The 25,441-nt window shown below is 69.9% G+C and carries 20 protein-coding genes; 15 read left to right on the top strand and 5 right to left on the bottom strand.

Annotated elements, in window-relative coordinates:
• Positions 1-5 precede the first annotated feature (5 nt).
• Complete coding sequence (locus tag JCR33_RS05175; protein WP_198880960.1) at positions 6-1,364, bottom strand: tetratricopeptide repeat protein; 1,359 nt, start codon at positions 1,362-1,364, stop codon at positions 6-8.
• 167 nt (positions 1,365-1,531) lie between these two features.
• Between JCR33_RS05175 and JCR33_RS05180 the strand changes: the two genes are divergently transcribed.
• On the top strand, positions 1,532-2,734 hold the full coding sequence (locus JCR33_RS05180) for a YeeE/YedE family protein (protein WP_198880961.1): 1,203 nt from the start codon (positions 1,532-1,534) through the stop codon (positions 2,732-2,734).
• Positions 2,735-2,838: 104 nt separating this feature from the next.
• Entirely contained in the window at positions 2,839-3,309 is a 471-nt protein-coding gene (locus tag JCR33_RS05185) for a DUF302 domain-containing protein (protein WP_198880962.1), read from the top strand.
• Between the two features lie 4 nt (positions 3,310-3,313).
• On the opposite strand, the gene JCR33_RS05190 is transcribed toward JCR33_RS05185, so the two are convergent.
• Both JCR33_RS05190 and JCR33_RS05195 read right to left on the bottom strand, forming a co-directional pair.
• On the bottom strand, positions 3,314-4,936 hold the full coding sequence (locus tag JCR33_RS05190; RefSeq protein ID WP_198880963.1) for a thiamine pyrophosphate-binding protein: 1,623 nt from the start codon (positions 4,934-4,936) through the stop codon (positions 3,314-3,316).
• A complete protein-coding gene (locus JCR33_RS05195; RefSeq protein ID WP_232372277.1) occupies positions 4,923-6,224 on the bottom strand; it encodes a CaiB/BaiF CoA transferase family protein in 1,302 nt (433 codons plus the stop codon). Before JCR33_RS05195 ends, JCR33_RS05190 begins: the two co-directional genes overlap by 14 nt.
• A 278-nt stretch (positions 6,225-6,502) precedes the next feature.
• Between JCR33_RS05195 and JCR33_RS05200 the strand changes: the two genes are divergently transcribed.
• The 4 genes from JCR33_RS05200 to JCR33_RS05215 all read left to right on the top strand — a co-directional run bounded on the left by JCR33_RS05200 (position 6,503) and on the right by JCR33_RS05215 (position 12,699).
• Positions 6,503-7,531, top strand: coding sequence for a GTP cyclohydrolase II (locus JCR33_RS05200; protein ID WP_211110076.1), 1,029 nt, complete (start codon positions 6,503-6,505; stop codon positions 7,529-7,531).
• 1,513 nt (positions 7,532-9,044) lie between these two features.
• A complete protein-coding gene (locus JCR33_RS25460) occupies positions 9,045-9,905 on the top strand; it encodes an FAD binding domain-containing protein (protein ID WP_198880966.1) in 861 nt (286 codons plus the stop codon).
• Positions 9,902-10,387, top strand: a complete 486-nt coding sequence (locus JCR33_RS05210; RefSeq protein ID WP_198880967.1) for a (2Fe-2S)-binding protein — start codon at positions 9,902-9,904, stop codon at positions 10,385-10,387. Before JCR33_RS25460 ends, JCR33_RS05210 begins: the two co-directional genes overlap by 4 nt.
• Positions 10,384-12,699, top strand: coding sequence for a xanthine dehydrogenase family protein molybdopterin-binding subunit (locus JCR33_RS05215; RefSeq protein ID WP_198880968.1), 2,316 nt, complete (start codon positions 10,384-10,386; stop codon positions 12,697-12,699). The genes JCR33_RS05210 and JCR33_RS05215 overlap by 4 nt, the downstream gene beginning before the upstream one ends.
• 21 nt (positions 12,700-12,720) lie before the next feature.
• Here JCR33_RS05215 and JCR33_RS05220 read toward each other — a convergent pair whose 3' ends face one another.
• On the bottom strand, positions 12,721-12,990 hold the full coding sequence (locus tag JCR33_RS05220) for a spike base protein, RCAP_Rcc01079 family (protein ID WP_198880969.1): 270 nt from the start codon (positions 12,988-12,990) through the stop codon (positions 12,721-12,723).
• A gap of 83 nt (positions 12,991-13,073) precedes the next feature.
• Positions 13,074-14,321 carry an NAD(P)/FAD-dependent oxidoreductase gene (locus JCR33_RS05225; protein WP_198880970.1) on the bottom strand — a complete coding sequence of 416 codons (1,248 nt, stop codon included), beginning with the start codon at positions 14,319-14,321 and terminating at the stop codon, positions 13,074-13,076.
• Between the two features lie 123 nt (positions 14,322-14,444).
• On the opposite strand from JCR33_RS05225, the gene JCR33_RS05230 reads away from it, so the two are divergent.
• The 9 genes from JCR33_RS05230 (at position 14,445) to JCR33_RS05270 (ending at position 25,300) form a co-directional block, all read left to right on the top strand.
• A complete protein-coding gene (locus JCR33_RS05230; RefSeq protein ID WP_211110077.1) occupies positions 14,445-15,365 on the top strand; it encodes an aminotransferase class IV in 921 nt (306 codons plus the stop codon).
• 212 nt (positions 15,366-15,577) lie between these two features.
• A complete protein-coding gene (locus JCR33_RS05235) occupies positions 15,578-16,894 on the top strand; it encodes an NtaA/DmoA family FMN-dependent monooxygenase (RefSeq protein WP_198880971.1) in 1,317 nt (438 codons plus the stop codon).
• 111 nt (positions 16,895-17,005) lie between these two features.
• Positions 17,006-17,854 carry a formyltetrahydrofolate deformylase gene (gene purU / locus JCR33_RS05240; RefSeq protein ID WP_198880972.1) on the top strand — a complete coding sequence of 283 codons (849 nt, stop codon included), beginning with the start codon at positions 17,006-17,008 and terminating at the stop codon, positions 17,852-17,854.
• Between the two features lie 25 nt (positions 17,855-17,879).
• Complete coding sequence (locus tag JCR33_RS05245) at positions 17,880-18,734, top strand: bifunctional 5,10-methylenetetrahydrofolate dehydrogenase/5,10-methenyltetrahydrofolate cyclohydrolase (protein ID WP_198881238.1); 855 nt, start codon at positions 17,880-17,882, stop codon at positions 18,732-18,734.
• Positions 18,731-19,855, top strand: coding sequence for a DSD1 family PLP-dependent enzyme (locus JCR33_RS05250; RefSeq protein ID WP_198880973.1), 1,125 nt, complete (start codon positions 18,731-18,733; stop codon positions 19,853-19,855). The genes JCR33_RS05245 and JCR33_RS05250 overlap by 4 nt, the downstream gene beginning before the upstream one ends.
• 298 nt (positions 19,856-20,153) lie before the next feature.
• A complete protein-coding gene (locus JCR33_RS05255; RefSeq protein ID WP_211110079.1) occupies positions 20,154-21,479 on the top strand; it encodes a hypothetical protein in 1,326 nt (441 codons plus the stop codon).
• A 163-nt stretch (positions 21,480-21,642) separates the two neighbouring features.
• Positions 21,643-23,262 carry a peptide ABC transporter substrate-binding protein gene (locus JCR33_RS05260; RefSeq protein WP_198880975.1) on the top strand — a complete coding sequence of 540 codons (1,620 nt, stop codon included), beginning with the start codon at positions 21,643-21,645 and terminating at the stop codon, positions 23,260-23,262.
• Positions 23,263-23,280: 18 nt separating this feature from the next.
• On the top strand, positions 23,281-24,204 hold the full coding sequence (locus JCR33_RS05265; protein WP_198880976.1) for an ABC transporter permease subunit: 924 nt from the start codon (positions 23,281-23,283) through the stop codon (positions 24,202-24,204).
• The gene (locus JCR33_RS05270) at positions 24,197-25,300 is read left to right on the top strand and encodes an ABC transporter permease subunit (RefSeq protein ID WP_198880977.1); all 1,104 of its coding nucleotides are present in this window, start codon (positions 24,197-24,199) and stop codon (positions 25,298-25,300) included. The genes JCR33_RS05265 and JCR33_RS05270 overlap by 8 nt, the downstream gene beginning before the upstream one ends.
• Positions 25,301-25,441: the final 141 nt, after the last annotated feature.

The raw sequence follows: 25,441 nt of genomic DNA on the forward strand, positions 1-25,441 counted from the left end.
GAGCACTAGAACGCCGCAGGCATCGCCGCCGGAGCGATCGCGGCGGCCATCGCGGCGCACCGGGCGAGCCGCTCGGTGGCGAAGCGGTCGTAGCCGCCGCGCCCGCGCGCCCGCTCCTCGATGAGGGCGCGTGCCATCGTTCCCCGCCCCGCCCGCAATGCGGCCTCGATGGTGAGGCGCTCGAACACGTCGCGCTGGGCGTGGCTGCCGCCGATGCGGATGAGGCTGGTGCGGGCCTCCATCAACCCCTCGAACGCCTCGCGATGGCGACCTTGCGCGAAGGCGGCGAGACCGAGGGCGGCGCGCGCCCCCTCCCGCCGCGCCACGGCGCCGAACTCGGTCTCCTCGTCCGCCTCCGACAGGCGGGCGACGAGCCGCTGCGCCGCCGCGTCCCGCCCCGCGCCGAGGAGAGCCATCAGATAGTGGAGGTCGGCGAAGACGATGCAGCCGTCCTCCACCCGCGCCTCGGCGAGGGCGGCGAGCTCGTCCCACCGCGACCCGACGGCGACGCCGTCGGCCTCGAGACGCGACAGCAGCGAGACGGCGTTCGCGATGTCGCGATAGTCGTCGGTCGGCTCGCGGCGGATCTTGCCGTCGTAGAGGGCGAGGACGGCGTCGACGTCGCCGAGCTCCAATTCGAAGAGGGCCGAGTGCCACCAGACGTGATGGGCGAAGTTGCTGCAGCCGGCGAACACCGCCTTGCGGCCGGCGAGCCAGTCGCGGCCCCGCTTCGCCTCGCCCTGCATCTCGTAGACGTGAGCGACGGCGTGGAGCGCCCACGCATCGTCGCCGGCAAGCTCCAGCGCCCGCGCGCCGGCCCGTTCGGCGGCGGCGAGGTCGCCCGCCTCCTCCGCCGCGAAGGCGCGGCAACCGTGGGCGTAGCCGGCGTGGGGGTGATCGTCGGCGAACGCGGCGATGGCGGCTTCGGCCGACGCCCTCATCCCGGCGCAGTCGCCGTAGAGGAAGCGGATCGCCTGCGCCATCTTGAGCGCGAAGCCGTCCGCGGGGTACCGTTCCAGGATGCGATCGAACTGGGCGGCCGCCCGCGAGGGCAGGCCCGCCACGAAATCGCCGAGCGCCTCGACCATCATGCGGTCGTGCGCATCGGCGCCGTCGACGAGGGCGAGCTTCGCTTCGTCGAGGAGATCCGCGGCCTTGTCGGCGAGCTCGCGGCGACCGAGGAGGAGAAAGATCAGCCCCTTCGCCGCAAGCAGCGCCGGCGAGCGCGGGGCCGCGGCGGTCGCCGCATCGAGCCGCGCGGGCACGCAGGCCGAGTGGGCCATGAACGCCGATACGAGGGTCAACCATTCGGTGGCACAGCCATGCAGAGAGGTCGGCACCGGTGGAAGGGAGTGCGCTGTCATCCCATCATCTCCTCGACTGCGGCGGAATTGTCCGCCGATCCGCGAACTGCGGTCCCCATTCCATAAGGGAGGCGGGCCGCCACACGAGTTGACGAGTTCTCAAACCCCGTTGAACGGCCGGGCGCGTCGCACCGCTCGCCCGGCCACAGAACAAGGACGCCAGACCGATGACGCCTGACATCCCCCCCGCCCAGATACGCACCGCAGCCGTCGCCGGATGCCTTCTCGCCGCCATCACGCTGATGGCCACGATCGACGGCGGCGTGCGGCTCGGCCTCGCGACGCTGGTCGGCGGGCTCGCGGGCTTCTCGCTCTACCACGCCGCTTTCGGCTTCACCGCCGGCTGGCGACGCTTCATCCGTGAGCGGCGCAGCGGCGGCCTGCGCATGCAGCTCGTCCTGATCGCCATGACGACTGTGATCGCGATCCCGCTCATCCACTATGGCGACCTCTTCGGCGTGCGGGCGGGCGGCTTCGTGTTCCCCTTCGGCCTCGCCGTGATCGCCGGCTCCTTCATGTTCGGGCTCGGCATGCAGCTCGGCGGGGGCTGCGGCTCGGGCACCCTCTTCACGGTGGGCGGCGGCTCCACGCGGATGGTGATCACCCTCGCCTTCTTCATCCTCGGCGGCCTGCTCGCCACCTATAATTTCGACGCCTGGCAGGCACTGCCCAAGCTGCCGGGGATCAGCCTGTCGGCGACACCCGCCGGGCCGCTCGGCGGCATCGTCCTGACCCTCGCCCTCCTCGGCGCGGTGTTCGTGACGGTGCGGCGCGCCGAACTCGTGCGCCACGGCGACCTCGACAACGGCCGCGCCATGGGCTCGGTGTGGCACGGGCCGTGGTCGCTCTGGGCGGGCGCGATCGGCCTCACCCTCGTGGGCGGGCTGACGCTGATCGTCCTCGGCCGGCCGTGGGGCATCACCTCAGGCCTCACCCTGTGGGGGGCGCAGATCGCCAACCTCGTCGGCGTTCCGATCGCCGACTGGCCGTACTGGCACTACGCCATGGGCCAGGTCGAGGCGTCGATCTTCGCCGGCGGCACGTCGGTGATGAATCTCGGCCTCATCGTGGGTGCCTGCCTCGCCGCGGCGCTCGCCGGGCGCTTCGCGCCGAAGCTGAACCTTTCCGCCGTCGACGTCCTCACCGCGATGGCGGGCGGGCTGCTGATGGGCTACGGCGCCCGCATCGCCTTCGGCTGCAATATCGGCGCGCTTCTCGGCGGCATCGCCTCCGGCAGCCTGCACGGCTGGGGATGGTTCGTGTTCGCCTTCCTCGGCAGCCTCGTCGGCGTGCGGCTGCGCGAGCGGCTCGGCATGGACCCGCCGCGGGTGGCGCCGGTGCCGAGCCCCGTCCTCGGCGCCCAGTCGTGATCCGGCGGCCGGCCACGGAAACTTGACCGGGATGTGATCCTCCCGGCCTCGCCGCCGCCGGCCTTTGCGCGTTTCCTCGCGAAGGTTCAGCGAAAGGAGCGACCATGCGCCGGTTCACCATCGCCCTCACCATCCTCCTCGCCCTCCTGGCGCCGGCGGCGGCAGAGACCGTCCTCGGCAGCCCCGAAGGATGGATTGTGAGGCCGACCGACAAGCCCTATGCGGGCCTCCTCACCGACCTCAAGGCCGCGGTGTCGGCCGAGAAGATGGGCGTCGTCACCGAGGCGGGACCCACCGAGGTCGCCGCCCAGCGGGGCGAGACCATCCCCGGCAACCGCGTGGTGGGGGTGTTCCGCAACGACTTCGCCGTCACCATCATCCGCGCGGCGCCCGCGGCGATGATCGAGGCGCCGATCCGCATCATGGTGATGGAGGAGCCCGACGGGACCGCCACCCTCGCCTACAAGACGCCGAGCGCCGTGTTCGCCCCCTACGACGGCGGCAACACCCTCGCCGAGGCGGCGGCGACGCTCGACGGGATCTTCGCCGCCATCGTGGAGCGCGCCGCCGACTGAGGCGTCAGAACTTGCCGTCGTAGGCGCGGCGGCCGATGCGGGCGCACAGCAGGGTGAAGGTGGGCCGCTCGAGCGCCGCCTTCGCCTCGCGCTTCAGCGTCTCCACATCGTCGATCCACACGCCGTGACCGCCCATCGCCGCCGCGAGGGCGGGGAAATCGGTGCCGGCGAAATCGACGCCGACATTCGGCAGCTGGCCGGCGCGCTGCTTCAATTCGATCAGCGCGAGGCTTTCGTCGACGAGCACCACGATCGGAACCGCGAGCCCCATGTCGCGGATGGTGGCGAGGTCGCCGAGCGTCATCTCGAGCCCCGCATCACCGACGAAGGCGGTTACCGGCGTCTCGGGCGCGGCGGTGCGATGGCCGGCGGCGAGCGGCACCGCGCACCCCATGGTGCAGAGCGCGGACGACTGCAGCATGGCGCGCGGCGCCCGGCAGCGCCAGATCTGGCTGAGCAGGATGCGGTGCGCACCGGAATCGGCCGTCACCACGGTCTCCTCCGGCAACGCCTCGCGCATCGCATGGAACACGGCGCCCGGTCCCCATCCGCTCGCCTCCGGCGCGAACGCCTCGGCAAGGGCGGCGCGCACCTTCTTCGGCTCACCCGCCGGCCACGTGGGCGGGAAGGTGCCGCCGTCAACGAGGTCGTGCAGCGTCGCCCGGATGCTGCCGTAGAGCGTCACGCCGACGCGGTGCATGCCGTGGTCGCGGACCACCGGGGTGATGTCGATCACCCGCGCGTCGTCCGGCCAAGGGTCGCGCCAGCCGACGCGCATCTCGATCGGGTCGTAGCCGATCAGGAGGATACAGTCGGCCGCCGCAATCAGCGGCAACAGGTGGGTGTCGGCGAGCGGCGAGAGGCCCGCCCCGCCGAGGGCGAGGCTGTCGGCCTCGTCGAGCAGCCCCTTGCCCTTGTAGGTGGTGACGAGCGGTGCACCGATCGCCTTCACGAACGCGCTCACCGCCCGGCCCGCGTCGTCGTTCACCGCATCGACCCCGGCGATCGCGATCGGCCGCTCCGCCGCCTTCAGCCAGGCGCGCGCCCGCTTCATCTCCGGCCCGTCCACCGGGCGGAAGCCGGCGCCGACGGCGGGCGGCGCGCTGACGCTGCCCGCCGTCGCCGTGGCGACGCCGATGGGCAGGTCGATGTGCACCGGCCCCGGCTGGCCCGTCTGGGCGAGCGCGAGGGCCTTGTCCATCACCTTGTCGAGGCTGCCGGTGGTGGCGCGGAAGGTGCCCTTCACCACCGGGGCGAGGAGGGCCTGATGGTCGAACACCTGGTGGGTGTAGGTGTCGGCGTCCACGTGGTCGACGCAGCCGGTGATGAAGATCAGCGGCACGCGATCCTGCATCGCGTTCGCGACCACGTTGACGGCGTTCGCGACGCCCGGCCCGATGGTGGCGACGAGGATGCCCGGCGCGCCGCTCGCATGCCAGGCGCCCTCCGCCATGAAGCCCGCCACGTTCTCGTGCTTCGTGAGGTGGAAGGCGATGCCGGCGCGGGTCAGGGCGTCGATGATCGCGAGGACCTCGCCGCCCGGAATGCCGAACGCGTGGGCACAGCCCGACGCCGCCAGCTTGTTCGCGATGAGATCGGCGTTGGTGGGCGCCTCAGGCAGCGTCATCGGCGGACTCCCGATCGGCCAGCGATCCGAGGTCCACGACACCGTCCCGCGCCAGCCGATCGATCTGCGCGTCGCCGAAGCCGAGCAACTCGGCGAGGACTTCACGCGTGTGCTGACCGCGCAGCGGTGGCGGGCGGCGATAGGCCACCTTGGTGTCGGAAAACTTGATGGGGTTGCCGATGGTGTCGATGGTGCCGGTGGCCGACGTCGGGTGCGGCTGGGTCACGCGGGCGCCACGAGCGATCGCCTGCGGGTCGGCGAACGCCTCCGGGATGGTGTTGATCGGCCCCACCGGCACGGCGAGCGGATCGAGGATCGCCGACCACTCCGCGCGGGTGCGCTGACGCGTGATGCGGTTGACCTCCGCCTCCACCGCGTCGCGGTTCAGCACGCGGTTGGCGTTGGTGGCGAAGCGCGGGTCGGCGGCAAGCTCCGGCTCGCCCGCCGCCTGACAGAAGGCCGCGAACTGCCGGTCGTTGCCGATCGCGATGATGAACAGCCCGTCCGAGGCCTCGAAGGTGTTGTAGGGCACGATCGTCGGGTGGCCGTTGCCACGCCGCACCGGCGTCTCGCCGGTCATGAGATAGGTGGCACCCTGGTTGGTGAGCCAGGCGAGCTGGCTGTCGAACAGCGACACGTCGATCCACTGGCCGCGCCCGGTGCGCCGGCGCGCCTCGAGGGCGGCGAGCATCGCCACGCTGGCGTACATTCCCGTCATGATGTCGGCGATGCCGACGCCCACCTTCTGCGGCGTGCCGCCCTTCGCGTCGCTCTCCCCGGTGACGCTCATGATGCCGCCGCGGCCCTGCGCCATGAAGTCGTAACCGGCATGATGGGCGAGCGGGCCGGTCTGCCCGTAGCCGGTGATCGAGGCATAGATCAGCCCGGGATTGATCTCGGAGAGGCTCGCATAGTCGAGGCCGTATTTCTTCGCCCCGCCCACCTTGAAGTTCTCGATCGCGAGGTCGGCCTTGCGGGCGATCTGGCGGATGATCTCCTGCGCCTCGGGCTTCGACAGGTCGAGGGCGAGGGAGCGCTTGTTGCGGTTGGCGGCGACGTAGTAGGCGCTCTCCGCGGTGGCGTTGCCGGCGGTGTCCTTCAGAAAGGGCGGGCCCCAGCGGCGGGTGTCGTCGCCGACGCCGGCGCGCTCGATCTTGATGATGTCGGCACCGAGATCGCCGAGCAGCTGGGTCGCGGTGGGCCCGGCGAGGATGCGCGACATGTCGAGAACGAGGATGCCGGCGAGCGGGCCAGCACCCTCGGCGGGGGAGGTGGTGATATCGTTCAATGGGAGCTCCAGCGGCGCGGACGGCGGCAACCATAGTCGCGGCCAGGGGGTCGAACCAACCCCGCCGGCCATCAGCGATGCACCGCCGTGGGTTGTTCTACGACGTCATGGCGGCCATTTGAAGCGATCGGTGTGCTGGCACTCCGCTTGCGTGAGGGTCATAAGCTTGCGTCAGGACCATAAGATCGTGCTTATCGTGAGGTTATGGAAGCGTGTGTGCGGTTGATCCCGTCCCTGCCCCCGCCATGGACACAGGCTCTCCCCCAACTAGGACACACATGCTGAGCGGACTGAGACCTGATCTTTCGGTGACCGACCCGGCCTTCATCGCCGCCCATCGCCTCGTCGGCGAAGTAGGCGCGGGCCGACCGGTCATTCTGCGCGACGGCGACAAGGCGGTTCTCGCCTCCCCGCTCGACGGCGGGCCGATCCTGTCCTCCGATCTCGCCGTCAGCGGCCCGCGCGCCGGCTATCTGGGGCTTGCCGAGACGCCGACCATCCTGACGGCCCCCGCCCTCGACGCCGCCCTCCTGATGCGCCTCGCGAGCGCCAGCGACATCGACCTCGGCAGCATCGCGGTGCGCGAGGGTGGCGCCGTCGCCCACGCCGCCACCGAGCTCGCCAAGCTCGCCGAACGGCTGCCGGCGATGACGCTCGGCTCCGTCGCCGACGCGCCGGCCGATTCCCTCGCCGCCGACGTGCGCGAGGTGTTGAGCTTCCGCCGCCGCCTCGCCGAGACGGTGACGCCCGTCGCGACCGCCGAAGTGCCCCTCGCCGCCGGGGCGACCGCCAACGTCACCGCCTTCCGCAACGCCGTCGGCGGCTGCATCAGCGCGGTCGCGGTGGGCAAGCTGTCGCAGGGGTCACTGGTGCGGGTGCACTCCTCGTGCGTCACCGGCGACATCTTCGGCTCGCTGAAGTGTGATTGCGGCGCCCAGCTCCGCCTCGCGCTGGAGCGGATCGCCGCCGACGGGGGCGTGCTCCTCTACACCGCCCAGGAAGGGCGCGGCATCGGCCTCGTCAACAAGCTGCGCGCCTATTCGCTGCAGGACCGCGGGCTCGACACCGTCGACGCCAACATCGCCCTCGGCTACCATGACGACGAGCGCGACTATGCGGCCGCCGCCGTCGTGCTCGGCCATCTCGGCCTTTCCGACGTGCGGCTCCTGACCAACAATCCCACCAAGGCGGCGGCACTCCAGGCTTGCGGCATCACGGTGACGCCGGTGCCCCTCATCGGCCCCGTCACCCCGCAGAACGCCAACTACCTCGCCACCAAACGCTCCCGCAGCGGCCATCGCCTGTAGCGGCGCCCTTCCGCGCCCGGCCGAGGGAGAGTGGGCGCGACGGATGTGGGATCGTCTCTTGCCGGGCAGACGTCGTCGCCTCATGGGCAGACACGACCCCCGTCGGGCGGCGGCCCTCGGCGGTGACCTCTTCGGGCCGAGCGACGGTGGCCGTCACGCCCTCACTGGCAGGGCTTCAGCCGGCCCGTCGCCTCGTCCTTGCACATTGGCGTGATGCGCAACGCCCCACGAGGCGAGCTCGTGGCTGGCGTGCTGCGACAGGTGCTCACGAGGACGAACACGGCAGTTGTTCTAGGGTCGTCAACAATCAAGGTATATGTATTCAATAATGGTTTATCTTTATAGTGGTTGCTAGTAAAGTATGAATAGCAATATATTTTTCCAAGTATTAAGATTGATAATTGGCCTTCTCGCAAACATTGACTAAACAAATTCCGGTGAACTTTCCCCAAATCTTGAGCTGAATAAAAAAGACCCGTGCGCCCATCGAGCTGTGCCCTGCCCCGAAACGCCATCCCCTCATCGTCGAGGTAAGACGAACCACTAACACGAAGAGAAATGCCTTGATTCTCGAATACGCACCCAACGGGGGGTGGCGGCCTTTCCCACGAGGGGACATCGGGATCCGGCGAAGCTTCGAGCGAAGTTCCGCCGCGCGCCATGCCCACGTTGAGCTGCATGGCCAACAGGACCATCACTATAACGACGGAGCGGACTTGCGGGAACACCATAGATGACACTCCGCCGTTCGATCATCGCAGCTTATTTGCATGGCAGGCTGCCGCTCCAGCTACAATTCACCCCACCCATAGGGTTAATCAGACAATGACATGTCAGCCTATAACCACCGCTACAAATCACTAAGCCATTGGTATTTTTATTACACGAAGCAGCAATTTTCTCAAAATCGGTATCTTTTTTCATCGTTTTCACAATGGAACTATTTAAAGAAAATTGCTCCAGCGATGACAATTGAACCTCTCCAGCAAATCCAGGAGAGGTGCCCATCAAGGAGAGGCAGATCAGTACAATAGATAGACGCACAAGCTTTCTCCACTTTAAGTTTGCAAATTTTCTCTGTCGCCCGCAGCACACTTTTCCTCAAAGATTTCGATCAGGAGTGCAGCAGGCGTCCGAACTTCAATCCTTGAAGGTGTTCGCTAGCATCCGTAGTACGGTCTGAGCGCGCACCTCGCATCACCCGAACGGGTGACGCGGCCGGCCGACCGGCATGGGCGCGGCGGTAACGCCCTCGCCCATGGCTCATGGATCTCCCGCGCGCGGCTCTGACGCCGCGGCCGCCGGCGGCGATCGGGCGAATCGGTCGGGGCCGGTCGCGTCGCGTTCGGTGACGTTCGGCGGGTTTTGGTGTGCCCGCGATGGGACGCGGCGGCGGCACGCCGCATTTAATCCTTGATAAGTCGCTTACCCACAGGCGCGTCGCGAAGCGCGGCTTGCACGGCCCGATAACCGCTGGTCACAGTCCTATCTCTGTCCTTGGCGGGGAGCTGATGTGAGGGCCGCGGCATTCGACTACCATGCGCCATCGTCGCTCGACGAGGCGGTGGGCCTTCTGGCCGAGCACGGTGACGACGCACGCGTTCTCGCCGGCGGCCAGAGCCTCGTGCCGGCGATGAACTCCCGCCTCGCCCGGCCGGGCCACGTCATCGACATCAACCGGATCGCCCACGCCGAGCGCCCCCATGTCTCCGCCGGCCGCCTCCGTATCCCGCCGCTGATGCGTCACGTGGACTTCGACACGCTCGCCGTCGACGGCCCGCTCGGGCCGCTGATGCGCGACGTCACCCGCCACATCTCGCATCTGCCGATCCGCCTGCGCGGCACCTTCTGCGGCTCCGTCGCCAATGCCGACCCGGCGAGCGAATGGTGCCTCGCCACCACCGTGCTCGGCGCGGAGATGATCGCCCGCTCCGCCCGTCGCGGCGTGCGCAACGTCCTCGCCAAAGCCTTCTACGAAAGCATCATGACGACGGCGCTCGCCGACGACGAGATGCTGGTCGAGGTACAAATTCCGCTGCTCTCCCCGTTCGTCCGCTACGGCTTCCACAAGATCGCCCGCCGCTCCGGCGACTACGGCCTCGCCCTCTGCCTCGTGGTCTACGAGCGCGACGAGGACGAGATGGTGAAGGTGCGCGTCGGCCTCGGCGGGGTGGAGGCGGTCCCCCGTCGCCTCGGCGCGGTCGAGGAGCTCCTGGAGCGCCGCCAGCCCTCCCGCCGCCTCTTCCGCGAGGCCGCCGACCTTGCCGCCGAGATCGCCGATCCACTCGTCACCGCCGACGGCGACGAGGCCTATCAGCGCGACCTCACGCGGGCGGTCGTGACGCGGGCGCTCGACCGGAGTCTCGAGGGATGAGCCGCAACATCCGCATCACCATGGAGGTGAACGGGGAGGATCGCACCATCGTCGTGGAGGCCCGCACCACCCTCGCCGACGCCCTGCGCGAGGGGTGCCATCTCACCGGCACCAAGACCGGCTGCGAGGACGGCGTCTGCGGCGCCTGCACCGTGCTCGTCGACGGCGAGCCGATCCGGTCCTGTCTGATGTTCGCCGTGCAGGCTCACGGCCGTGCGGTGCGCACCGTGGAGAGCCTCTCCGACGGCATCACGCTGCATCCGCTGCAGGTGGCCTTCCACGAGCATCACGCCGTCGGCTGCGGCTACTGCACGCCCGGTCTCCTCATGCTGACGCTCGGCGCCCTGGAGCGCAGCCCGGAGATCGACGAGGACGAGATCCAGCGCGTCGTCGCCGCCAACTCCTGCCGCTGCACCGACGCCCACGCGGTGGTGAAGGCGGTGCGGGCGGCGCAGACGGCGATGCGGGCGGGGCGCGAATGAAGCACGTCGGCCGCTCCCACCCCCGCCTCGGCGACACACCCTTCCTCACCGGCAAGGCCGGCTTCGTCGGCGACATCGCCCTCGTCGACCAGCTCCACATGCGCGTGGTGCGATCGCCGATCGCGTTCGGCCGGCTGCGCGGCATCGACGCCGCCGCGGCCTTCGCCGTCCCGGGCCTCGTGGCGGTGTGGACGGCGGAGGACGTCGCCGCCTTGCCGCCGGTCGGCTTCCGCCTCGCCGCGGCGCCGACGCTGGAGCCCTACTGCCAGCCGGTGCTCGCGGTGGATGTGGTGCGCTATGTCGGCGAGCCGGTGGCGGTCGTCTTCGCCACCACGGCGACGGCCGCCGAGGACGCCGCCGAGCTCGTCGCGCTCGACATCGACCTCCTCGCCCCGGTTCTGACGCTGACGGGCTCCTCGCGCGGCTTCGAGGGCGAGACGCGGCCGGCCGAGGCGGCGACGGTGCGCAAGGCGTTCGGCGACCTCGCGGGCGCCATGGCGCGGGCCGACCGCGTGGTCGAAGTGAGCGTCGGCCTCGACCGCGACGGTGCGGTACCCGGCGAGACGCGCGGCGTCGTCGCTCGCTGGGACGGCGGCCGCGACGTGATCGAGATTTGGGGCGACGCCCGCCTCGCGCCGGCGAACCGCGACGCACTCGCGACGATGCTCGGCCGTCCCCTCGCGGGCGTCGAGATCAACGCGGTCGCCGTGGGCGGCGACTTCGGCATGCGCGGCGAGCTTTATCCGGAGGACGTGCTCGTCGCCTACGCCGCGCGGACCCTGGAGCGGCCGGTACGCTGGATCGAGGATCGGCGGGAGCATCTCATCGCCGCCGACCAGGCGCGGGCGATGGCGGCGACGGCCAAGGCCGCCGTCGCCGCCGACGGCCGCCTCCTCGCCCTCGACGTGGAGTTCGCCATCGATCAGGGCGCCTATCTGCGGCCGACCGGCACGATGGTCGCCGACCTCACCGCGGCGATGCTGCCGGGCCCCTATCGTCTGGAGGCCTTCCGCGCCGTCGGCCGGGTGCGCATGACCAACCGCACCCCCGCCGGGGCCTACCGCGGCGCGGGCCGCGTCGAGGCGACCTTCGTCCGCGAGCGCCTGATGGACGCGGTGGCCGCGGCGACCGGCAGCCCGCCGCTGGAGGTGCGCCGCCGCTCCTTCCTCACCCCTGAGGAGATGCCGGCGGATCGGCACATGACGACGCTCGGCGTCCCCATGACGATCGATTCCGGCCGCTATCAGAGCCTCATCGACCAGCTCACCAAGCGCTTCTCCCTGGAGCTCGTCCACCGGCGGGCCATCGACCGCCGCGCGCACGGCGAGCTCGCGGGCGTCGGCACCGCCGTCTTCGTGGAGACCTCGGCGGCGGGAAAATACGAGCACGTCACCCTGTCGGTCGATCCCTCCGGCAACCTCGAGCTCGTCACCACGGCGAGCGAGCTCGGCCAGGGCCTTTCGACGCTGCTCGCCCAGATCGTCGCCGACATCGTGGGCGCCGATCCGGAGCGCATCCGCGTCACCCACGGGGCCTCGACGCGCCTCGGCGACGGAGTCGGCACCTTTCTCGCCCGCTCCAGCGTGATGGCCGGCACCGCCGCCCAATATGCCGCCGAACTGATGCGCGACAAGATCCTCGCCGGTGCCGAGGCGCTGCTCGAGGTGCCGCGCGAGCGCCTCACCATCCATTCCGGCCGCATCCGCGAGGCCGACCGCCACTTCGGCACGGCGCTGGAGCTCGCCGATCTCGCCCGCAAGATGCTGCCGGGCGGTCCGCTCGCCGGCGCTGACGGCCGCGGCCTCGTCACCGAGGGCTGGGTCGAGGGCGAGGGCATGACCTTCCCCTACGGCGTCGCAGTCGCCGTCGCCGAGATCGACGCCATGACCGGGCTGGTGCGGGTTCCGCGGGTGTTCATCGGCTACGACGTCGGCAACGCCATCAACCCCGCCTTGGTGGAGAGCCAGATCGCCACCGGCGCGGTGCAGGGCCTGTCCTCGGCCCTCTTCACCTCGCTCGACGTCAGCCCGGCCGGCGAGCCGCTGCGCGTCGGCCTCACCGACTATCTCATCCCGAGCGCGACGGAGAGCCCCAGTGTCGACGTGCTGATCACCGAGGACGCGCCGAGCCTCACCAATCCGCTCGGCATGAAGGGGGCGGGCACCGCCGGCGTCACCGGCATCGGCGCGGCGGTGGCCGCCGCGATCGACGAGGCGCTGCAGGTGCCGGGTTTCACCACCCACCTCCCCGTGCGCCCGGTCGCCATTCGCAACCTCCTGCGCAAGCGCTCCGGCAAGTCGGAGCGCGGCTGAGGCCCGGCCGTCCGCAAGGCCTCAGACGAGGCCGACGATATCGGTCGCCGTGGTGTTGGTGGCGAGGACGCGCGCGACCGAGCACGGCAGCACCGACCCGGCCGCCACCGAGACGAAGGTGATGCTGGTGCCGCCGAGCGTCACCACCGCGAGGTCGCCGCCGCCGCCGACATAGATCGCCCGCGCCGCGGTGGCGAGATCGGTGCCGTCGTTCGGGGTGATGGAGAAGGCGTCGGCCGCCGGGGCGGACGCGCCACGCTGATAGAGTTGGAAAGGGTCTTGCGCCGGCATCGATGGTCCTCGTGCTCGCTGTGATCGATGCCGTGAAAATTATCACCCGCCCCGGCGGGCGGGGATAAGTCGCGACGCACCGATCAGGCGGCGAAGCGATCGACCCGGTAGGGCGTCGGATCGGCGTAGGGCGTCTCACCGGTCATCATCTCGGCGAGGAGGCGGCCCGTCGCCGGACCGAGGGTGAAGCCCAGATGATGGTGCCCGAAATGGGCCCACAGGCCGGCCTTGCCGGGAACCGGGCCGATCATCGGCAGGAGATCCGGCAGGCACGGGCGCGAGCCGAGCCACGGCTCGTCGATCGCCTCGCCGAGGGGGAAGATCTCGCGTGCGCGCTGTTCCACCCGGGCGAGCTGCACCGGCGTCGGCGGCGCGTCGCGGCGATCGAACTCGGCCCCCGTGGTGAGGCGGAAGCCTCGCTTGTTGGTGCCGAGCGCGTAGCCGACCGCCGGATCGAGCACCAGATGGTTGAGAACGCCTTGCCGCGCGGGCCGATAGTGGCGGTGATAGCCGCGCTTGACGCCGAGCGGCACGCGCACCCCTTCGCGCGCCAAGGCGTCGCCCGACCACGGGCCGAGCGCCACCACCACGTCGGGCGCCGCGATCGGCCCCGCCTCGGTCTCGACGCGCCACAGCGAGCCGTCCCGCGCAAGGCTCGCCGCCTCGCCGATGCGGAAGGTGCCGCCCTCCCGCTCGAACAGCGCCGCATAGGCCTTGCCGGTGTCGGAGGGATCGATCACCCGACCGGGCTCCGGCATATGCACCGCGCCGGCGAGGGTGGAGGCGATGTGCGGCTCCTCCTCCCGAAGGCGCGCGCCGTCCCACGCCTCGTAGGGAACGCCGAACTCGCGCCTCACCGCCTCGTCGACCTCGAGCGCCGCCTCGATCTCCCGCGCCTCGCGATAGACGCGGATGTAGCCGCCGGAGCGCAGGAGGTCCGTCGCCCCCGCCCGCTCCATCAGCCGCATGTGCTCCGGCAGCGCCCGCGCCAGGATCGGCACGTTGGCGATCGCCGTGCGGTGCACCGCCGCCGGCCCCGACTGGCCCACATAGGCGAGGAGCCAGCGCGCCGTCGCCGGCAAGGCGTGCCAGACGACCCGCGCATCGGTCCGCTGCCCGGTGATCACGCCGAGGATCACCTTGGGGTCGCGCGGGAAGGCGTAGGGCATGATCGCCTCGGACTGGATGAGGCCGGCGTTGCCGAACGACGTCTCCTCGGCCGGCCCCCGCCGGTCGACGAGAGCCACGTGCCGCCCCCGATCGCGCAGATGCACGGCCGTGCCGATGCCGACCATCCCCGCGCCGAGAACAATGACGTCGAACCGCTCCATCCTGCGCTCCTCAAAGACGTGGTGCCCGCGCTCCGTCCCTTGCATCCGCGCCAAGGGTCTGCAAGCTGGCGGGGTCGATCCCTCCCTTGGTGCACCATTGATGCCGACCTGGACGCCGCTGCCGTGAGCCCCGCCGATTCCTCCGTCACCGCCCACCAGGCGGCCGAAGACGCCCGCAACGCCGACCTCAAGCTCTACCTCAACGGCGCCATCGTGCCGAAGGCGGAGGCGGTGGTGTCGATCTACGATTCGGGCTTCATGCTCGGCGACGGCATCTGGGAGGGCGTGCGCCTCCACAACGGCGTGTGGGCCTTCCTCGACCAGCACCTCGACCGCCTGTTCGAGGCCTCGCTCGCCCTCGACCTCGACATCGGCATGGACCGCGCCGCGCTGAAGACGGCACTCGCCGACACCGCCGCCGCCAACGGCATGACGAGCGATGCTCACGCCCGCCTGATGGTGACGCGTGGAGTGAAGACGCACCCCTTCCAGCATCCGAGCCTGTCGCGCTCCGGCCCGACGGTGGCGATCATCGTGGAGCACTCCAAGCCAGCGATCCCACGCCCGATCCGCCTCGCGAGCGTCGCCCACCACCGCGGCCTACCGCTGACCCAGGACGCGAAGCTGAACTCCCACTCCAAGCTCAACTGCATCCTCGCCTGCATCGCCGCCGAGAAGGCCGGCGCCGACGAGGCGCTGATGTTCGACCCCTTCGGCTTCGTCAACACGACCAACTCGTGCAACTTCTTCATCGTGCGCAAGGGCGCGGTGTGGACCTCCACGGGCGACTACTGCATGAACGGCATCACCCGCGGCCACGTCATCGAGCTGTGCCGCGAGAACGACATTCCGGTGTTCGAGCGCAACTATTCGCTCGTCGACACCTACGGCGCCGACGAAGCCTTCATGACCGGCTCGTTCGGCGGCCTGACCCCCGTGGGCGCCATCGATCAGCGGCCGATGCCCGCCGCCCCCGGCCCCATGACCGAGCGCCTTTCCGGCCTCTATCGCCACCTCATCCGCCGCCATTGCGGTGCCGATTGATGCCCCTGTCGGCGCCGGGAAAAGCTGCCCGAAAAAGCGGCAGCATGCCGAATTTGTCTATCTTGAAGTCGACTCCAAGCTCCAGTAGGCCTTGAAGGGTTCGTGGCCCGTCAGGGGCCGCGCGTGCCACGCCAGCAACCGATTGGCACGGCCCGGACGGCCCGTCGCACCGCCGCCCGACAGGGGTCGTGCGCCGACGCGAGAGGTCATCCATGTCCGCCAAACCGTTCCATCTCGCCTGGTTCCTGCAGGGATCGAGCGTCCAGGCATGGGGAGAGCCGTGGACCGGGAAGATCGGCACCACCTGGATGCAGCCGACCTTCTTTCTCGACATGGCACGTGCCCTCGAGCGTTGCGGCTTCGACTACATCCTCATCGAGGACTCGTCCTACGTCGGCGAGAGCTACGGCGGCAACACCGACATCTATCTGAAGAACGGCATCGCGGTGCCGCGGCAGGACCCGTCCGTCGTCGCCTCGCTGATGCTCGCCCAGACCTCGCGGATCGGCATCGTGCCCACCTTCGGCACCTTCGCCTACCACCCCTACCTCCTCGCCCGGCTCGTGGCGACGCTCGACCAGGTGTCGGGCGGGCGCGGCGGCTGGAACGCGGTCACCGGCAGCTCCGACTTCGCGGCAATGAATTTCGGCCTCGACGGCATGCCCGAGCACGACATGCGCTACGAGATGGCCGACGAGTACATGGCCTGCGTCAAGGGCCTGTGGGACACCTGGGAGCCCGGCGCGATCATCGCCGACGAGGAGTCCGGCGTTCTCATCGATCCGACCAAGGTTCACCCGCTCAACTACGAGGGCAAGTACTTCAAGACGCGGGGCCCGCTGAACTCCGGCCCCGCCCCGCAGGGCCGGCCGGTGATCGCCCAGGCCGGCGGCTCCTCGCGCGGCCGCCAATTCGCCTCCGAGCACGCCGACACCATCGTCGTCCACACCCGTGGCCCCGAGGCGATGAAGAAGTACCGCGACGACATCCGCGCCCGCATGGCGGCGGCCGGCCGCGATCCCGACAGCTGCAAGCTCCTCTATCTGGTGAATCCGATCATCGGCCAGACGTCGGAGGAGGCGCGCGAGCGCAAGGCCGAGCTCCTCGCCCGCGCCCACGCCCACATCGACATCAAGCTCGCCCACTTCTCGAAGATCACCAACATCGACTTCTCCGAGTTCGACCTCGACGAGCCGCTGCGCCCGGGCCTCAAGACCAACGGCCACCAGCAGTCGCTCGACGAGTTCATCGCCAAGGCCAAAGGCAAGACGCTGCGCCAGGCGATGCAGGACCCCAACGCCGTCGACGGCAGCGTGGAGCTCGTGGGCAGCCTCGACGAGGTCGCCTCCAAGATGGAGGAGGTGATGAGCGAGGTGGGCGGCGACGGCTTCCTGTTCTCGATGCCGAACGTCACCCGCCGCACGCTCGCCGAGATCGAGGACGGGCTGATCCCGGTGCTCCAGAAGCGCGGCCTCACCCGCTCGACCTACACACACGAGACGTTCCGCGACAACCTTCTCGAATACTGAACATCGCCGCGACATCGCGTCGGCCCACCCCCGGCCGACGCGATCCGGGTTGATGGCGCGGACGGTTCGGCTTAGGAGCGGCCAGGATCATCCCAACATGGCCCAGCTCCCGTGCCCGAACTCGTCCTCACCCTTTCCTGCATCGACCGCAAAGGCATCGTCGGCGCCGTCGGCTCGTCGATCGCCGCGCAGGACTGCAACATCCTCGAAAGCGCGCAATATTTCGACCGCCCGTCGGGTCGCTTCTTCATGCGCGTGCACTTCGCCGCGCCGGAGGGGATGACGCCGGAGCGCTTCCGCGACGGCTTCCGCCCCACCCTCCTCGCCTACGACATGGACGCCGAGATCACCGATCTCGCGGTGCGCCCCCGCGTCCTCCTGATGGTGTCGAAGACCGGGCACTGCCTCAACGACCTGCTCTATCGCTGGCGCATCGGCCAGCTGCCGATGGATCTCGTCGCCGTCGCCTCCAACCACGAGGACTGGCGCAAGCGCGTCGAGGCCGAAGGCATCCCCTTCCACTTTCTGCCGATCACGGCCGACACCAAGGCCGACCAGGAGGCGCAGCTCCTGGAGCTCGTGGAGAAGGAGGGCGTCGAGCTCATCATCCTCGCCCGCTACATGCAGATCCTGTCCGATGCCCTGTCGCGGCGCCTGGAAGGGCGGGTGATCAACATCCACCACTCCTTCCTGCCGAGCTTCAAGGGCGCCAAGCCCTACCATCAGGCGCATGCGCGCGGGGTGAAGATCATCGGCGCCACCGCCCACTACGTGACGCCCGACCTCGACGAAGGGCCGATCATCGAGCAGGACACCGAGCGGGTGGACCACACGATGTCGCCCGACGATCTCGTCGCCGCCGGTCGCGACATCGAGAGCCGCGTGCTCGCACGCGCCGTCCGCTTCCATCTGGAGCAACGCATTCTCAAAAACGGAGACCGCACCATTGTCTTTAAATGAGGCGCCGAAAGCGGCGGGACCCACGATCATCGACGGAAAGGCCGCAGCGGCCGCCATCACCGCCGGGATCGCCGAGCGCGTCGCCGCCGAAGGGGTGAGGCCGGGCCTCGCCGTGGTCCTCGTCGGCGACGATCCGGCGAGCGCGGTCTACGTCCGCAACAAGTCCCGCACCGCCGAGCGATGCGGCTTCCACTCCGTCCAGCACACGCTGCCCGCCGACACCAGCGAGGCCGATCTTCTCGCCCTCGTCGACACCCTCAACACCGATCCCGCCGTGCACGGCATTCTCGTGCAGCTTCCCCTCCCCTCCCATCTCGACGCGTCGCGCGTCATCGCCGCCATCGATCCCGACAAGGACGTCGACGGCCTTCATATCGTCAACGCCGGCCGCCTCGCGGTGGGCGATCCCGACGCCATCGTGCCCTGTACCCCGCTCGGGGCGATGCACCTCATCGAGGACGTGCGCGGCGAGGATCTCTCCGGCCTCCGCGCCGTCGTCGTCGGACGCTCCCGCCTCGTCGGCCTGCCGGCCGCCCTCCTCCTCACCAAGCGCAACGCCACCGTCACCATCGCCCACAGCCGCACCCGCGATCTCGAGCGCCTGTGCGCCGGCGCCGACATCCTCGTCGCCGCCATCGGCCGGCCCGAGATGCTGAAGGGCGCGGCGATCAAGCCCGGCGCAACGGTGATCGACGTCGGCATCAACCGGATCGACGACCCGAGCGCTGCGAAGGGCACCCGCCTCGTCGGTGACGTCGCCTTCGCCGAGGCCGCGCACGCCGGCGCGATCACCCCGGTCCCCGGCGGCGTCGGTCCGATGACCATCGCGATGCTGATGCGAAACACCCTCGACGCCGCGCTGAAGGCGGCCCGCCGATGAGCACCGTCGGCTACGACATTCCCGCCACCATCGGCATGCCGGTCGCCGAGGTGGAGACCCCCGCCCTCATCCTCGACCTCGCCGCCTTCAACGAGAATCTCGCGATCATGCGCGAGGCGCTCGCCCGCTACGGTGTCCGCCTCCGAGCGCACGGCAAGGCGCACAAATGCCCCGAGGCGGCCAAGCGCCAGCTCCTCACCGGCGGCGCCACCGGCATCTGCTGCCAGAAGCTGTCGGAGGCCGAAGCCTTCGCCAACGCCGGCATCGACGACATCCTCATCGCCAACGAGGTCACGCAGCCGGCGAAGATCGAGCGCCTTGCGGCACTCGCGACGCGCATCCGCCTCGGCGTCTGCGTCGACGACAAGGCCGCGGCCACGCGCCTCTCCGAAGCGGCGACGCGCCACGGCGCCAACATCGCCTGCTACGTGGAGGTGAACGTCGGCGCGGGGCGCTGCGGCATCGCCGCCGGAACGCCGGCGGCCGAGCTCGCCGCCCACATCGCCGAGCTGCCGGGCCTCTCCTTCGAAGGACTGCAGGCCTACCACGGCCCGGCCCAGCACATCCGCGGCCTTGCCGAGCGCGAGACGGCGATCGGCGGCGCTCTCGACCGGGTGAGGGAGACGCTCGCCGCCCTCGGCGCCCGCTGCATCCCCTGCCCCACGGTGACGGGTGCGGGCACCGGCTCCTTCGCCTACGAGGCCGCCTCCGGCCTCTATCAGGAGATGCAGGCCGGCACCTACGCGTTCATGGACGTCGACTATGGTCGCATCGAGCCGCTGGCCGGCCTGACGCCCTTTCGCAACAGCCTGTTCGTGCTCGCCTCCATCATGTCGACGGCGATCCCGGGGCAGGCGGTGTGCGATGCCGGCCTCAAGTCGCTCGCCGTCGATTCCGGCCTTCCCTCCGTGTTCGGCCGCGGCGACATCGTCTACACCGGCGCGAGCGACGAGCACGGCGTGATCCGCGATCCTGACGGGACGCTCAAGATCAACGATCAGGTCCGCCTGATCCCCGGCCACTGCGACCCGACATGCAACCTCTACGACCACATGGTGGTGGTGGAGGGCGACCGCGTCGTCGACATCTGGACCATCGACGCGCGCGGCAAGAGCTTCTGAGCGCCGGCGGGACGGCCCCGCCCCGAGCGCCCGACGACGAACGCTCGCGCCGCGGCGGAAGGGGACGCCGGTCGCGCGCCCGCGCCTCCCGGTCGGCAACGATGCATGCCTTCGTGCCTGCCGCCCCTTCCCATGCGGCGCGCGAGGGACTACCCCTTTGGCGACCGATGCGACGTTCGATCCGCGCCGAGCCCCGGCCGGCGCCTGCAGCCGCAGCCTCGTGCACGCGCGGTCTTCGATCGACACCCGCCGCCGCGTACCGCGGTGGCCACCCCTTCGGTGAGGCCAGGAAAGCCTGTTGATGCCGACGACCGTCGCCGCGTTTCGAACGCTCGCGATCATCATGTGGCTGTGCGAGTTCGTGTCGCTCATCCTGCCCGGCACCGTGCTGCAGACGGTGGCCGAACTGGCCCTCGGCGGCCTCCTCCTCGTCGGCCTCACCCGCATTCGGCGCTGGACGATGGCGTTCGCCACGGGCCTCATCGTGCTGTCGGCGTGCGCCCTCCTCGCCGGCGCCTCGATCGAGGCGGGCCTCGCTCAGCTGCGCCAAGGCGCCCTCGTCGGCGCATTCCTGCAGACCCTCATCCTGCTGCGTGCGACGGTGGAGGAGCATCCCCGCCTCAGCGCCATCCAGACGCGCTTCGAGGCGATCGACAGTCGCGACCGCAACGGCGGCATCATCCTCGTCAGCCATCTCCTCGGCTCGGTGATGACGATCGGCGTGATGTCGGTGTTCGCCCCGCTGATGCGCCGCGCCAAGGGCGACCAGCGCCTCCAGGCCGCCGAGCTGTCGATGCGCGGCTTCTCCCTCATCGCCTTCTGGTCGCCCTTCACCGTGGCGATGGCCACCGTCAACGCCTCGATGCCCAACCTGCCCATCTGGCAGATCTCCCTCGCCGGTGCGGTGATCGCCTTCGGCGCCCTCGGCGCGGGCTACCTCCTCGGCCAGTTCCGCATCGGCGCGCGGGCGCTCGGTGAAGTCCTCAAGGCGATCACCCCCATCGGGCTGCCCCTCCTGCTCCTCACCATCGTGACCATCATCGTGTCGGTGGCGTTCGGCCTCGGCGCGCTCAGGGCCTGCATCCTCGTCATCCCGCCGGTCTGCCTCGTGTGGTCGAAGACGATGAGCCGCAAGGCGATCGCCAACATCGGCCGCCGCACCATCCGCTCGCTCGATCGTCTCGCCGACGACATCACCCTCTTCACCATGTCGCTCGTCCTCGCCGGGCTGGTGCTCGACGTGCCGTCCCTCCTCGAGGCGCTCGGCAGCCTCATCGGCGAGGGTCGGCCGTCCTACGTCTTCTTCGTCATCGGCGCCGCCCTCATCGCCGCGCTGCCGATGATCGGCATCCACATGATCCTGCCGACCACCCTCGTCCTCGCCATCTTCGCCAACCTTTCCGGCCACTCCGACGGGGCGGACCTGTTGATGACGATGCTCGTCCTCGTCGGCTGGTGCTTCGGCTCCATGCTGAGCCCGGCCTCGGTCGCCCTCCTCACCGCCTCCTCGATGTTCGACGTCCCCATCGAGCGGCTGACCTGGGGCTCCAACATGGGCTTCCTCCTCGGCCTCTTCACCGTCGTCGCCCTCGCCGGCTGGGGGGTCTACGCCTTCCTCATCTGACCGCCTCGTCCGCCGCCTCACTTCAGCAGTCGGTGAATTGCCTCAGGCCGCTAGGCGTGCCGTCGCGGACCGAACGCGTTGACGGGGACCGGTCACCATGCGCTAGACTTCCCTCCTGCGCGGTGACGGGCCGTGTCGGCCGCGCCGATCAGAGGAGGATGCGATGCTCGCCCGGTTTCCGCGCCACGCCACCGCCCTTGCCGCCGTCGCCTTTGCCGTCACCATCTTCACCGTCGTCGCCGCGACCGCGCCGGCGCGCGCCGCCACCTACGTGCGCGGCGAACAGGGCGACCCCGAGACGCTCGACCCGCACAAGACGTCGACGGTGGTCGAGGCGGCGATCCTGCGCGACCTCCTCGAAGGCCTCGTGATCAACGACGCCAAGGCCGGCATCGCGCCGGGCGTCGCCAAGGAGTGGACGCTGTCCGACGACGGCCTCACCTACACCTTCACCCTCCGGGACGACGCCAAGTGGTCGAACGGCGACCCGGTGACGGCGGACGACTTCGTCTATTCTCTCCGCCGCATCATGACGCCCGAGACCGGCGCCAAGTACGCCAACATCCTCTACCCGATCCGCAACGCCGAGGCGGTGAACACCGGCAAGCTGCCACCCGAGGAGCTGGGCGTCGCCGCCCCCGACCCCTCCACGGTCGTCATCACCCTCGGCACCCCCGCGCCCTACTTCCTGGAGCTCCTCACCCACCAGACCGGCCTGCCCGTGCACCGCGGCAGCATCGAGGCCCACGGCGCCGCCTTCGTGCAGCCGGAGAACATGGTCACCAACGGCCCCTACCACCTCGTCTCCTTCGCCCCCAACGACAAGCTGGTGATGGAGAAGAGCGAGACCTTCCACGACGCCGACGAGGTGGCGATCGATCGGGTCGAATATATTCCGTTCGAGGAGCGGGCGACGTGCCTGCGCCGCTTCGAGGCGGGCGAGGTGCACTCCTGCGCCGAGGTGCCGCGCGAGCAGATCGCCTCGATCCGCGAGCGGCTCGGCGACGAGTTCCACATCGCCCCCTATCTCGGCACCTACTACTACGCCATCAACTCCGCCCGCGCGCCGTTCGACGATCCGCGCATCCGCCGCGCCCTGTCGCTCGCCATCGATCGGGAGTTCCTCGCCGCCGAGATCTTCTCCGGCTCGATGCTCGCCGGCTACAGCCTCGTGCCCCCCGGCATCGCCAACTACGTGCCGGAGGACGAGGCGCCGGTGCTCGACTATGCCGACACCCCGATGCTCGACCGCGAGGACGAGGCGCTACGCCTCCTCGAAGACGCCGGCTACGGCCCCGACAAGCCGCTCGACATCGAGATCTCCTACAACAGCTCCGAGGACCATCGGAACGCCGCCACCGCCATCGCCGAGATGTGGCGCCCGCTCGGCATCAACGTGACCTTCAACGTCCGCGATCTGCCGGCCCACTACGCCAACCTGCGCGACGCCAAGGACTACGACGTCGCTCGCGCCGGCTGGATCGGCGACTACTCCGACCCGCAGAACTTCCTGTTCCTCAACCTGTCCGACAACGACGGCTTCAACTACGGCCGCTACGACAATCCCGAGTACGACCGGCTGATGGCGGAGGCGGGCGAGGAGACCGACCTTGCCGCCCGCGCCGAGCTCCTCGCCGACGCCGAGCGGCTGTTTCTGCGCGACATGCCGCAGATCCCGCTGCTCCACTACTCCTCCACCGCCCTCGTCTCCTCCAAGCTCTCGGGGTGGGAGGACAACGTGCGCCACGTCCACCCGACGCGCTATCTGAGCCTCGCGGACTGAGAATCTCGGCCGAGGCCGATGCTCGGCTACGCCCTCCGCCGCCTCGCGGGCGCGGTGCCGACGATCTTCGTCGTCATCACCGCCGCCTTCTTCCTGATGCGGATCGCCCCCGGCGGCCCGTTCGATCAGGAGCGCACGCTCGAGGGGCAGGTGATGGAGAACCTCAACGCCGCGTTCGGCCTCTCCGACCCGTTGTGGCGGCAATATCTCACCTATCTCGGCAACCTCCTCCAGGGCGACATGGGACCGAGCTTCATCTATCGGGACTTCACCGTCGGCACGCTCCTCAAGGCGGGATTGCCGGTGTCGGTCACCCTCGGCAGCCTCGCCCTCCTTCTCGCCTTCCTCGTCGGCGGCGCGCTCGGCGTCGTCGCCGCGCTGCGGCAGAACTCCGCCGTCGACCACCTCGTCGTCACCGTCGCTACCTTCGGCATCACCGTGCCCAACTTCGTGGTGGCGCCGGTGCTGTCGCTCGTCTTCGGGGTGTGGCTCGACGTGCTGCCGGCCGGCGGCTGGCAGACCGGCCACCTCGCACCGATGGTGCTGCCCGTCGTCACCTTGGCGCTGCCGCAGGTGGCGGTGGTCGCCCGCCTCATCCGCGGCGCGATGCTCGAGGCGCTCACCTCCGACCACGTGCGCACCGCCCGCGCCTACGGGCTGCCGGCGCGCCTCGTCGTCGGCGTCCACGCCCTGCGCGCGGCGCTCCTGCCGGTCGTCTCCTATCTCGGCCCGGCGGCGGCCGCCCTCCTCACCGGCTCGGTTGTGGTGGAGAGCATCTTCGGCATCCCCGGCATCGGCCGCTACTTCGTCCAGGGCGCCCTCAACCGCGACTACACGCTGGTGATGGGTACGGTGGTGGTGGTGGCGGTGTTCATCGTCGTCTTCAACCTCGTGGTCGACCTCCTCTACGCCGTCATCGATCCCCGCGTGCGCTATGACTGAGGCCGTCGCCGGCCGCTCCCTCCTTCTGAGCGCCCTGCTGCGCCTCGCCCGCAACCGGGCCGCCATCGCGAGCGCCGTGGTGCTCGCCCTCTACGTCGTCGCAGGCATCGTCGGGCCGATGGTCTGGCTGCACGACTATCGCACCGTCTACGCCAACTATGTGAAGGTGCCGGCGAGCCTCACCCCGTATCCCCGGGCCGAGGAGATCCTGCCGGGCGCCGCGGCGGCGTTGCGCCGCGCCCGTCTCACCGTCGAGAACGTCACCGTCGTCGGCGACACCGCGACCATCACCGTCCATGCCGCGCGGCCCATCGACCCACGCGTGACGCGCTATCTCGACCGCTCCGACCTCTTCGCCGACGCTCGCCTCGTCAGCCTCGCCGACGACGCCCTGTCGGCGACCTTCGCCGCCGACGTCGCCCGCCACACCTTCCTCGTCGGCACCGACGCCAACGGCCGCGATCTCGCCGCCCGCATCCTCATCTCGATCCGCATCTCGTTGATGATCGCCGCCCTCGCGACGGGCGTCGCCCTCGTCATCGGCGTCCTCTACGGCGCGACGGCCGGCTTTCTCGGTGGCCGCATCGACAACCTGATGATGCGGGTGGTCGACGTCCTCTATTCGCTCCCCTTCGTCTTCTTCGTCATCCTCCTGGTGGTCTTCTTCGGCCGCAACGTCGTGCTGATGTTCATCGCGGTGGGGGCGGTGGAGTGGCTCGACATGGCCCGCATCGTGCGCGGCCAGACCCTTTCCCTCTCGCGCCGCGAGTTCGTCCAGGCCGCCGAGGCGCTGGGGGTGCCACCGGGGGCGATCCTGCGCCGCCACATCATCCCCAACGTGTCCGGCCCGGTGATCGTCTTCATGACGCTCCTGGTGCCCAAGGTGATCCTCCTCGAGAGCTTCCTCTCCTTCCTCGGCCTCGGCGTGCAGGAGCCGCTGACGAGCCTCGGCGTGCTCATCGCCGAGGGTGCCCGCAACATGCGCAACGCCCCCTGGATGCTGATCTACCCGTCCGCCGCCCTCACCCTTCTCCTCTTCGCCCTCAACTTCCTCGGAGACGGTTTGCGCGATGCCTTCGACCCCCGCGACCGCTAGCCTCGCCGCCGCCCGCCGCGCCGCCTGTCGGCCTCGAAGGGCTGCGGCCGGGTCAAGGGCGGCGCAGCCGGGCGCAGCCGGACCCTTGACGCGGTCGCAGCCCGACCCAGCCTCACGGCAGGAGATCGGGAGAGCCGGCCG

Origin of the sequence: Acuticoccus mangrovi, from assembly GCF_016411865.1 — a bacterium.
Classification (GTDB): Bacteria; Pseudomonadota; Alphaproteobacteria; order Rhizobiales; family Amorphaceae; genus Acuticoccus; species Acuticoccus mangrovi.

Bases quoted from the DNA above. Each gene is read 5' to 3' on its own strand.
- JCR33_RS05175 (WP_198880960.1), bottom strand. From the start codon at position 1,364: ATGACAGCGCACTCCCTTCCACCGGTGCCGACCTCTCTGCATGGCTGT.
- JCR33_RS05180 (WP_198880961.1), top strand. From the start codon at position 1,532: ATGACGCCTGACATCCCCCCCGCCCAGATACGCACCGCAGCCGTCGCC.
- JCR33_RS05185 (WP_198880962.1), top strand. From the start codon at position 2,839: ATGCGCCGGTTCACCATCGCCCTCACCATCCTCCTCGCCCTCCTGGCG.
- JCR33_RS05190 (WP_198880963.1), bottom strand. From the start codon at position 4,936: ATGACGCTGCCTGAGGCGCCCACCAACGCCGATCTCATCGCGAACAAG.
- JCR33_RS05200 (WP_211110076.1), top strand. From the start codon at position 6,503: ATGCTGAGCGGACTGAGACCTGATCTTTCGGTGACCGACCCGGCCTTC.
- JCR33_RS05210 (WP_198880967.1), top strand. From the start codon at position 9,902: ATGAGCCGCAACATCCGCATCACCATGGAGGTGAACGGGGAGGATCGC.
- JCR33_RS05215 (WP_198880968.1), top strand. From the start codon at position 10,384: ATGAAGCACGTCGGCCGCTCCCACCCCCGCCTCGGCGACACACCCTTC.
- JCR33_RS05220 (WP_198880969.1), bottom strand. From the start codon at position 12,990: ATGCCGGCGCAAGACCCTTTCCAACTCTATCAGCGTGGCGCGTCCGCC.
- JCR33_RS05225 (WP_198880970.1), bottom strand. From the start codon at position 14,321: ATGGAGCGGTTCGACGTCATTGTTCTCGGCGCGGGGATGGTCGGCATC.
- JCR33_RS05235 (WP_198880971.1), top strand. From the start codon at position 15,578: ATGTCCGCCAAACCGTTCCATCTCGCCTGGTTCCTGCAGGGATCGAGC.
- JCR33_RS05250 (WP_198880973.1), top strand. From the start codon at position 18,731: ATGAGCACCGTCGGCTACGACATTCCCGCCACCATCGGCATGCCGGTC.
- JCR33_RS05260 (WP_198880975.1), top strand. From the start codon at position 21,643: ATGCTCGCCCGGTTTCCGCGCCACGCCACCGCCCTTGCCGCCGTCGCC.
- JCR33_RS05265 (WP_198880976.1), top strand. From the start codon at position 23,281: ATGCTCGGCTACGCCCTCCGCCGCCTCGCGGGCGCGGTGCCGACGATC.
- JCR33_RS05270 (WP_198880977.1), top strand. From the start codon at position 24,197: ATGACTGAGGCCGTCGCCGGCCGCTCCCTCCTTCTGAGCGCCCTGCTG.